This window comes from Shimia sp. R10_1, assembly GCF_017744095.1.
In the GTDB taxonomy this organism is placed as follows: Bacteria; Pseudomonadota; Alphaproteobacteria; order Rhodobacterales; family Rhodobacteraceae; genus Shimia.
Genome location: NZ_JAGHQX010000022.1, coordinates 1 through 8,330, shown reverse-complemented (window position 1 = coordinate 8,330; position 8,330 = coordinate 1). Strand labels below are relative to the sequence as shown.

The following is an 8,330-nucleotide window of genomic DNA, read 5'->3' as shown; positions in this document are numbered from 1 at the left end:
GCAAATTGGCCAAGATCTTTCCTGCGCCGCAGCAAACGCGCAAAGCCTGACCAGAAAGGCGCTCGCGCTCGGTTCAGCTCATCAATTTCTGCATCAGCAACACGTTGTTTTTCAACAGAATCGGCGGAGAGTGGACCTTCGCTGCGGGTTGCCCAAAGGTCAGCTAAGCGGGGTTAAGCGGTCATTGGGCCGTCGCTCGGCATTGTAGAAGCCGACGACGGCTGCGCGGCAAAGCTTGGTCTTCGGCGTAGATGCAGTCCTGCCGTCACGTCAGGATATCAACGACGCATGCGGCTGTAGCTCATTGAAATGTGGGCCCTTTGAATCAATGCCGCAGCCTGAAGGTCGCCGAGTTCGATCGCAGCGATAAATTCGTCAACTTCTCCCGCGAAAACACGGATTTCTTCGTTCAGGTCAATGATTGAGGTAGAAATAGACTTCAGCCAGATCCGGGCAGTCTGAACATACAGCCTTTCCGAAACCTCCCGCAGGGGCGCGTTGTCGGTCAAGGCGAGGCGCGCGAGGAAAAATTCCATGTCAAGCCGGGCAAATTCGCGTGGCTCTGGCTTTTGGACCAGAGCCTTGGCACGGTGCGATAGTTCGATCAAATGCGCAAAAAGCGTTTCGCTCGGCTGTTTCGGAGACAGCTTGCCCACCATTTCCGCCAGTTCCATGCGAAGTTGATAGGTCTGTGCCAGTTCTTCAATGTTCACGTCGGTTACGAAAGTTCCGACGCCTTGCACTGACTTTACCAGACCTTCATCCTCCAGACGTGCCAATACACGTCGGAGCGGAGTGCGCGACACGCCAAACTCTTTGGCCAGTTCCGTCTCGGAAAGCCGGATGCCCGGGGCGTAATCCAGCAAACAGATGCGATTGCGCAGCTCTTGATGCAGGATTTCAAAGCGGTCGCGGGCTTTGAAGTCGTTGTTTTCCAAAATCGCTGAGGTCACGGGATCGGATCTCCTATTGGCGGCAGTTTACGCGGAGCAACGCCGAAAGAGAACCCAAAGGCGCATTAGACCAGCTTGGCTGAAAGGCGTGCGAGCATGCCTAGGCATTGCTCCATCTGATCCACGGACACATATTCATCCGGCTTGTGTGCTTGATCGATTGAGCCAGGGCCGCAGACAACCACAGACATGCCAAGTCCCTGGAAAATACCCGCCTCGGTCCCAAAAGGCACCACGTCAGCGCCATTGGCACCGGTCAGTTCCATCACCACGTCACGCGCTTCATTTTCCGCCATGGGCTCCAGTCCATCCACCTCACCGATCACGTCGGTTGTGATCCCGGCATCGGGGTGCACGGCCTGCATAGCTGGGATGAGCCTGTGGGCGCAGAACTGGTGCAACTCGTCTTTTACATAGTCGGCATCAGATTTTTGCACGGGCCGCATTTCCCACTCCACCCGGGCTTTGCCAGGGATCACATTGTGCGCCACGCCCCCCACCAAGGCACCAGTGTTGATTGTTGTCCACGGCGGCTCAAACCGGCTACCCTCGGGGGCACGGCCCTGCAAATCTTCTTTTAGCTCAAGCAATTTCGAAACATAGCGCACGGCATATTCGACAGCGTTCACACCTCGGTCGGGGCCAGAGCCATGCCCCTCAAGGCCGGTGAAATGCGTTGTGTATTCGTAGCACCCCTTGTGCCCTTCAATGATCCGCATCGAGGTTGGCTCTCCGATGATCGCTAACGCGGGCTTGAGGCGCTTTTCGCGCAGGGTTTCGGCCAGCGCGCGGGCGCCGAAACAGCCAATTTCTTCGTCGTAGGTAAAGGCGAAATGCACCGGGCGCTGCAAATCGAGCGCCGCATAGTGGGGAGCCATGGCAACGGCGGCCGCAATGAAGCCTTTCATGTCGCAAGTGCCGCGCCCAAACCATTTGTCCTCCCGCGTCTCCATTGAGAAAGGATCGGAGGCCCAATCTTGATCGGTCACTGGCACCACGTCGGAGTGCCCGGACAAGACGATGCCGCCATCGCGTTTGGGGCCCAGCGTGGCAAACAGGTTTGCCTTTGTGCCAGTCTCGTCATGCCAGATTTCGACCTCGGCCCCGCAGTCGGACAGCCGCGTGGCCAGAAGCTGGATCATGTTCAAATTGCTATCAGAGGACACCGTTGGGAAACTGATCAACTCCTCCAACAGCGCTTTGGTGTCTGCAAGTGCGCTCACGGTCAGTCCTTCACGAAGAGTTTTCGATCCATATCGCACAGGGCCTCGGCTGGCCCATTTTCGGTGATCAGAATGGTTTCTGTTGTCTCCAGCCCCCAGCTGTCCATCCACAGGGCAGGCATGAAGTGAAACACCATGCCCGGCTCTAGAATGGTCTCATCTTCAGTGCGGATCGAGGCGGTACGCTCGCCCCAATCCGGGGGGTAGCTGAGCCCGATGGGATAGCCCATGCGCCCTTCCCGTTTGATGCCGTGCTTCGCCAGAACATCCATAAACGCATTGGCAATGTCACAAGTTCGATTGCCCGCGCGCGCTGCCTCCAATCCAGCGGCGATGCCTTCGATCTGGGCTTGTTCCGCGGCGCGCATCTCGTCAGACGGCTTGCCGAGATAGATCGTCCGACACAGGGGCGCGTGATAACGGCGGTAGCAGCCTGACAGTTCGAAGAAGGTTGCTTCGCCCTCACGCATGGGGGCGCCATTCCACGTGAGATGGGCGGCGGTTGCGTCCAGACCCGAGGGGGTCAGAGGCACAATCGCCGGATAATCGCCCCAATCGTCATCGACACCCGTGATCCCGGCATGGAAAATGTCGGCCACCAGGTCGTTTTTGCGCACGCCCGGCCCGGCGCGATCAAGGGCGGTTTGCATCACCTTTTCGGAGATGCGCGCGGCCTTGCGGATAAAGCCGATTTCCTCCTCGGATTTGATCAGTCGCTGCCAGTTCACCACGGCGGTTGCGTCCACCAGCTTGGCGTTCGGCAGTTCCTCGACCAAAACGGTATGAGCCTTGGCGGAATAGTAGTAGTTCTCCATCTCCACCCCGATCCGGGCGGTGTCCATGCCAAGTGCCCGGATGCGCCCAACCAAATCTTGCATAGGGTGGCGCACGGTGGATTGCACATAGTTGTCCGCGTATCCGAGAATGTTGTCTTGGGACATCCAGCAGGTCCGCCGCCCGCCCAAAGCATCCATATAGCGCCCCCACCAGATCGGCTCACCTTCGAGCCCCAGAAGCACACCTTGGTGGACATAAAAAGACCAGCCGTCATAGCCAGTCAGCCAGGCCTGGTTTGACGGGTCCGTGATAAAGAGCAGGTCCAGTCCTGCTTTTTCCATTGCGCGTCGCGTCTTGGCAATACGGCGATCGTATTCGGCTTGGCTGAACGGTACGTGGTCTGCTGGCATTGCAACCTCATGAATGAAAATCTGACAGTTGTGCACAACAGCAATCAAGTCACCGGTGAACCTGCGCACTTCAGTCAAGCCAATCAGAACAAGATGTAGAAAAACTGCAAAAAAACGGCACTTAAATGTCGTTTTTATAGATCAGCCAAAGCGACCTTGCTGTAATCTTGTACACAAATCCCAGTGATCAAGGCGAACCCCGATCAATCTGGCTGCGGCTTGTCGGAATGGCAAGGAAGGAAGGCGACAAATACAGATGACTGGAGTGCCCCTTGAGCTTCACCACATTTTGGATGCGCAGAACCGCATTCGCGGCGTGGCAGACAATACACCTTTGATCCCCTCCCCTTACATGACGACTGTGGCGGGCTATGACTTCCTGATGAAGATGGAAACCATGCAGCCCGTTGGCGCGTTCAAGCTGCGCGGCGCGATGTCGGCGGTGATGGCTCTGCCTGACGAGGTGCGGGGTGTAACCTGTTGCTCAACGGGCAATCACGGGCGCGGGGTGAGTTTTGCGGCCAACCTGCGGGGGATGAAGGCAGTAATCTGTATGTCTGAGCTGGTGCCGCAGGCCAAGATTGATGGGATCAAGGCGCTTGGCGCAGATGTGCGGATCATCGGCACGTCGCAAGACGAAGCCATGCGGGAAAGCCAACGCTTGTGCGCAACTGAAGGGCTGGTGGAGATTTCCCCGTTTGATGATCTCCATGTGATCAGCGGTCAGGGAACCATTGGGTTGGAAATGCTGGCAGCTCGGCCCGATTTGCAGATGTTGCTTGTACCTTTGTCTGGCGGTGGGTTGGCTGCAGGCATTGCCACTGCAGCCAAGGCGATCAAACCCGGCATCTCCGTGATCGGCATCACCATGGAGCGCGGCGCGGCCATGCATGCATCCATCCATGCGGGCGAGCCGGTCGAAGTGCCCGAATGTGCCTCGCTGGCAGACAGCCTTGGCGGGGGCATCGGGCTGCAGAACCGACTATCCTATCCCATCTGCCGGGACCTTTTGGATGACACGATATTGGTGACCGAGGAGGAAATTCTGCATGCCATGCAGGTCATGTTCTACGAGGATCGCATGGTGGCAGAAGGCGCGTCAGTTGTGGGACAAGCAGCGATGCTGGCGGGCAAGTTGCCAAAACCGCGCGGTCCAGTTGGCACCGTGATCACGGGACGAAACCTGGACATGCCAACGTTTACGAAACTCATGACCGGGCAGGACGTGAGGATCGGCGATCTTGAAATGAAAGGCAGACTTTATGGCGCATGACATTCAAATCGTGACCGAAGCGGAGTTGAGGGAGGCGGTGAAGCTCGATCTGACCGTTGTGAATGTGGTGGAACAGGCCTTCGCGGCGTTGGCATCCGGCAAGGTGGTGATGCCCCCGATCTTGTCGATGGACTTGCATGAAGCCAACGGCGAGGTGGATGTCAAAACGGCCTATATTCCAGGGTTTGACGGTTTTGCGATCAAGGTTTCGCCGGGCTTTTTTGACAACCCGAAACTGGGCTTACCGAGCCTGAATGGTTTGATGATCTTGTTTTCGGCCAAGACCGGATTGGTCGAAAGCCTGTTTTTGGACAACGGCTATTTGACTGACATACGCACGGCTGCGGCTGGCGCCGTTGCGGCGCGCCATTTGGCGCCTGAAACGGTAGAGACTGCCGGTGTGATCGGCACAGGCGTGCAGGCGCGTCTGCAAATGATTGCCACGCATCTGGTGCGCCCGTTCAAACGGGTTTTGGTGCATGGCCGCGATGCAGAAAAAGCCGCCGCTTGTGCCGCGGATCTAGCCAAGGCGCTGGGGATCGAGGCCGAAGTGATGACAGATCCAGCAGAGTTGGTGGCGCAGTCACAGTTGGTCGTCACCACCACGCCGGCGCGCGAACCGGTGCTGAAAGCCGAGTGGCTGCATCCAGGGCTGCACATCACGGCCATGGGATCAGACCAGACCGGCAAGAACGAGATTGACCCCGCTGCCCTGGTCGCCGCAGATTCCTATGTTTGTGACAGCGCCAGCCAATGCGAAGTGTCAGGCGAGCTCGAAGCGGCCAAGGCTGCCGGGCTCTGGAACGAAGGCACCCCCACGGAACTTGGGGAGGTCATCACAGGCGCCAAGCCGGGCCGCGCCTCACCTGAGAGCATCACCATCTGCGATCTCACTGGCACCGGTGCGCAGGACACGGCAATCGCCACCCATGTCCGCAAATACTTCGGCGCCGCCGGAATCATTATTCAGGCATAAACAGATGAAGCTCGACAACCGCGATATCCAGATATTGTCTGTTCTTTCTCAAGAAGGGCGCATTACCAAGGCAGCGCTGGCCGAAAGGATCGGCTTATCTCCGACACCCTGCTGGGAGCGCCTGAAGAAGCTAGAAAGCGCCGGGTTGATCGAAGGCTATAGCGCGCGGATCAATCTTAGGAAACTGGCGCCCCATGTCACTGTGTTTGTGGCTGTTGAAATCGCCGATCATACCGCCGCCAGTTTCCGAGCATTTGAGGCGGCCATGCAGCGTTATGATGAAGTCACCGCTTGCTGGGCGCTCGGCGGCGGGTTCGACTACCTGGTGCAGATTGTGACCCGCGACATCGAGGCCTACCAACGGCTGATTGACGAGATGCTGGAGGCCCGTATCGGCCTGTCCCGCTATTTCACCTATATCGTGACCAAGCCAGTTAAGGGGAAAGCCGGGATGCCCCTCAATGTGCTGTTTGGCGACAATGGTGATAGCTGATTCATCTACTCAAACCGCAAAATTTGGTCACATCGTCTGAAAGAAGCCGTCACCTTCTTCTGCGATACGAAACGATTTTCGGCGCTTGAAACAGCTCTTTTGAACGGGCGCGCATTGGAGACAAGACATGCGCCCGGCCCAAGTCGCAAAGGCGCGTGGCTCAGCAGTAAAGCGCACGCCGAGGCCAAATACATCTGCCGCGATTGGACGTGATCCCGCACGGATAAAGAAGGAAGATAGATGCTAAGAAACGACCAACTCGATCAATGGGATCGCGACAATTTTTTTCACCCATCGACACATTTGGCGCAGCATGCGCGCGGCGAAAGCCCCAGCCGGGTGATCAAGACCGCCAGTGGGGTATTTATCGAGGATAGAGACGGCACCAAACTGCTGGATGCTTTTGCAGGGCTGTATTGTGTGAATGTTGGCTATGGCCGTCAGGAGATCGCCGAGGCGATAGGCGTGCAGGCACAGGAGTTGGCCTACTACCATTCCTATGTCGGCCACGGCACCGAAGCCTCGATTACGCTCTCCAAGATGATCCTGGATCGCGCGCCGAAGAATATGTCCAAAGTCTATTTCGGCCTTGGTGGGTCCGATGCAAACGAGACCAACGTCAAACTGATTTGGTATTACAACAACATCCTTGGCCGCCCTGAAAAGAAGAAGATCATCTCGCGTTGGCGCGGCTATCACGGCTCGGGGTTGGTAACCGGCTCGCTGACCGGGTTGGAGCTGTTCCACAAGAAATTCGATCTGCCGGTGGAACAGGTGATCCACACCGAAGCCCCTTATTACTACCGTCGGGATAATCTGGACCAGACCGAAGAGCAGTTCGTCGCGCATTGCGCCGCCGAACTGGAGGCACTGATCGAACGTGAGGGCGCAGACACGATTGCCGCCTTCATCGGAGAGCCGGTTCTGGGCACCGGTGGCATTGTGCCCCCGCCTGCCGGTTATTGGGAGGCCATTCAGGCCGTGCTGAAGAAACACGACATCCTGCTGGTCGCAGATGAGGTTGTGACAGGCTTTGGCCGTCTTGGCACCATGTTTGGCTCCGATCACTACGGCATGGAGCCCGACATCATCACCATCGCCAAGGGGCTGACCTCGGCTTACGCGCCGCTCTCAGGCTCCATTGTGTCAGACAAAGTCTGGAAGGTGCTAGAGGAAGGCACGGATGAAAACGGCCCAATTGGCCACGGCTGGACCTACTCGGCACACCCGATTGGGGCGGCGGCTGGTGTGGCCAACCTCACGCTGATCGACGAGTTGAACCTTGTGCAGAACGCTGGCGACGTTGGCGCATATCTGAACAAGTCCATGGCCGAAGCCTTGGCTGATCACGCCCATGTGGGCGATGTGCGTGGCGAAGGCATGCTCTGCGCAGTTGAATTTGTGAAGGACCGAGACAGCCGCACCTTCTTTGATGCGGCGGACAAAATTGGCCCACAGATCTCGGCGAAGCTTTTGGAGCAATCAAAAATCATCGCCCGCGCCATGCCACAAGGTGACATCCTCGGCTTCGCACCGCCCTTCTGCCTGACCCGCGAAGAGGCTGATCAAGCTGTGGCGGGAACAGTCGCCGCGGTGAAAGCTGTTTTGGGCTAAGCTCCCAAAAATTATGACGGGGCCGATTTCTGTTGGCCTCGTTGGTCTGTTGCATATGCACGGAGACGGCAGTGCGCACAGGCGTTGCAATTGCGGCATGGCGCAGTCGCTCAAATTCTATCGAAATAGTGGCATTTGGGGCTTGCACGACTCAGGCGCATCACCTACGTGCGAATTGAGGGCGAACATTACCAACCTCACCTTTCTGAACAGACCGAGACTAAAGCTCGTACGAGGAGTGGACCATGCTGACACGTGATGAACTGATCCGCGACCAGCGCACACGTGCGGGTACATTTCCGGCTGCTTTGTTCCTTTATGGCATACTAGTGGGCACGTTGGTTCTGACCGGGATGGCCGTGGTTTAACCAAGCCTCTATGAGGCTTCTCGTGTGTTAAAGACAATCTTCTCAACTTGAACGCAAAAACCGCCCGAGAAAACTCCGGGCGGCTTTGTTTTGATTAATTGGCGGCTTCAAAGCCCTGCAGATTCGCCCACATTGTCGACCCCACGCTCTTCCAGCAGAGCGGTCAGCCAGTTGGGATCCATTTCCGGCACGGAACTCAAAAGCAGGTCGGTGTAGGGATGGTGCGGCGGCGTGAACATCGCG

The 8,330-nt window shown here is 57.3% G+C and carries 10 protein-coding genes; 6 read left to right on the top strand and 4 right to left on the bottom strand.

Going from position 1 to position 8,330, the window contains the following annotated elements:
• Window positions 1-208, top strand: a 208-nt coding sequence (locus J7413_RS20190; protein WP_209101771.1) for a hypothetical protein, incomplete at its 5' end; no start/stop codon positions are given.
• A gap of 70 nt (window positions 209-278) precedes the next feature.
• Here the strand turns inward: J7413_RS20190 and J7413_RS20185 are convergent.
• From J7413_RS20185 to J7413_RS20175, 3 genes are all read right to left on the bottom strand, one after another.
• On the bottom strand, window positions 279-953 hold the full coding sequence (locus J7413_RS20185) for a GntR family transcriptional regulator (RefSeq protein WP_348538788.1): 675 nt from the start codon (window positions 951-953) through the stop codon (window positions 279-281).
• A gap of 65 nt (window positions 954-1,018) precedes the next feature.
• Window positions 1,019-2,176, bottom strand: coding sequence for an acetylornithine deacetylase (gene argE / locus J7413_RS20180; protein ID WP_209101768.1), 1,158 nt, complete (start codon window positions 2,174-2,176; stop codon window positions 1,019-1,021).
• Between the two features lie 2 nt (window positions 2,177-2,178).
• On the bottom strand, window positions 2,179-3,363 hold the full coding sequence (locus J7413_RS20175) for a M24 family metallopeptidase (RefSeq protein WP_209101765.1): 1,185 nt from the start codon (window positions 3,361-3,363) through the stop codon (window positions 2,179-2,181).
• A gap of 256 nt (window positions 3,364-3,619) precedes the next feature.
• Between J7413_RS20175 and eutB the strand changes: the two genes are divergently transcribed.
• The 5 genes from eutB to J7413_RS20695 all read left to right on the top strand — a co-directional run bounded on the left by eutB (window position 3,620) and on the right by J7413_RS20695 (window position 8,087).
• A complete protein-coding gene (gene eutB / locus J7413_RS20170; RefSeq protein WP_209101752.1) occupies window positions 3,620-4,636 on the top strand; it encodes a hydroxyectoine utilization dehydratase EutB in 1,017 nt (338 codons plus the stop codon).
• On the top strand, window positions 4,626-5,612 hold the full coding sequence (locus J7413_RS20165) for a cyclodeaminase (RefSeq protein WP_209101749.1): 987 nt from the start codon (window positions 4,626-4,628) through the stop codon (window positions 5,610-5,612). Before eutB ends, J7413_RS20165 begins: the two co-directional genes overlap by 11 nt.
• Before the next feature lie 4 nt (window positions 5,613-5,616).
• Window positions 5,617-6,105: an Lrp/AsnC family transcriptional regulator gene (locus J7413_RS20160; protein ID WP_209101746.1), complete on the top strand. Its 489-nt coding sequence runs from the start codon at window positions 5,617-5,619 to the stop codon at window positions 6,103-6,105.
• A gap of 240 nt (window positions 6,106-6,345) precedes the next feature.
• The gene (locus tag J7413_RS20155) at window positions 6,346-7,719 is read left to right on the top strand and encodes an aspartate aminotransferase family protein (protein WP_209101743.1); all 1,374 of its coding nucleotides are present in this window, start codon (window positions 6,346-6,348) and stop codon (window positions 7,717-7,719) included.
• A 245-nt stretch (window positions 7,720-7,964) separates the two neighbouring features.
• The gene (locus tag J7413_RS20695) at window positions 7,965-8,087 is read left to right on the top strand and encodes a hypothetical protein (RefSeq protein WP_280636622.1); all 123 of its coding nucleotides are present in this window, start codon (window positions 7,965-7,967) and stop codon (window positions 8,085-8,087) included.
• 107 nt (window positions 8,088-8,194) lie between these two features.
• Here the strand turns inward: J7413_RS20695 and J7413_RS20150 are convergent.
• Window positions 8,195-8,330: hypothetical protein (locus J7413_RS20150; RefSeq protein ID WP_209101774.1), on the bottom strand; the 136-nt coding region annotated here is incomplete at its 5' end.

What these genes read in the sequence shown, in the direction of transcription:
- eutB (WP_209101752.1), top strand. Translation starts at nt 3,620, where the DNA reads ATGACTGGAGTGCCCCTTGAGCTTCACCACATTTTGGATGCGCAGAAC.
- J7413_RS20160 (WP_209101746.1), top strand. Translation starts at nt 5,617, where the DNA reads ATGAAGCTCGACAACCGCGATATCCAGATATTGTCTGTTCTTTCTCAA.
- J7413_RS20155 (WP_209101743.1), top strand. Translation starts at nt 6,346, where the DNA reads ATGCTAAGAAACGACCAACTCGATCAATGGGATCGCGACAATTTTTTT.
- J7413_RS20695 (WP_280636622.1), top strand. Translation starts at nt 7,965, where the DNA reads ATGCTGACACGTGATGAACTGATCCGCGACCAGCGCACACGTGCGGGT.
- J7413_RS20175 (WP_209101765.1), bottom strand. Translation starts at nt 3,363, where the DNA reads ATGCCAGCAGACCACGTACCGTTCAGCCAAGCCGAATACGATCGCCGT.
- J7413_RS20165 (WP_209101749.1), top strand. Translation starts at nt 4,626, where the DNA reads ATGGCGCATGACATTCAAATCGTGACCGAAGCGGAGTTGAGGGAGGCG.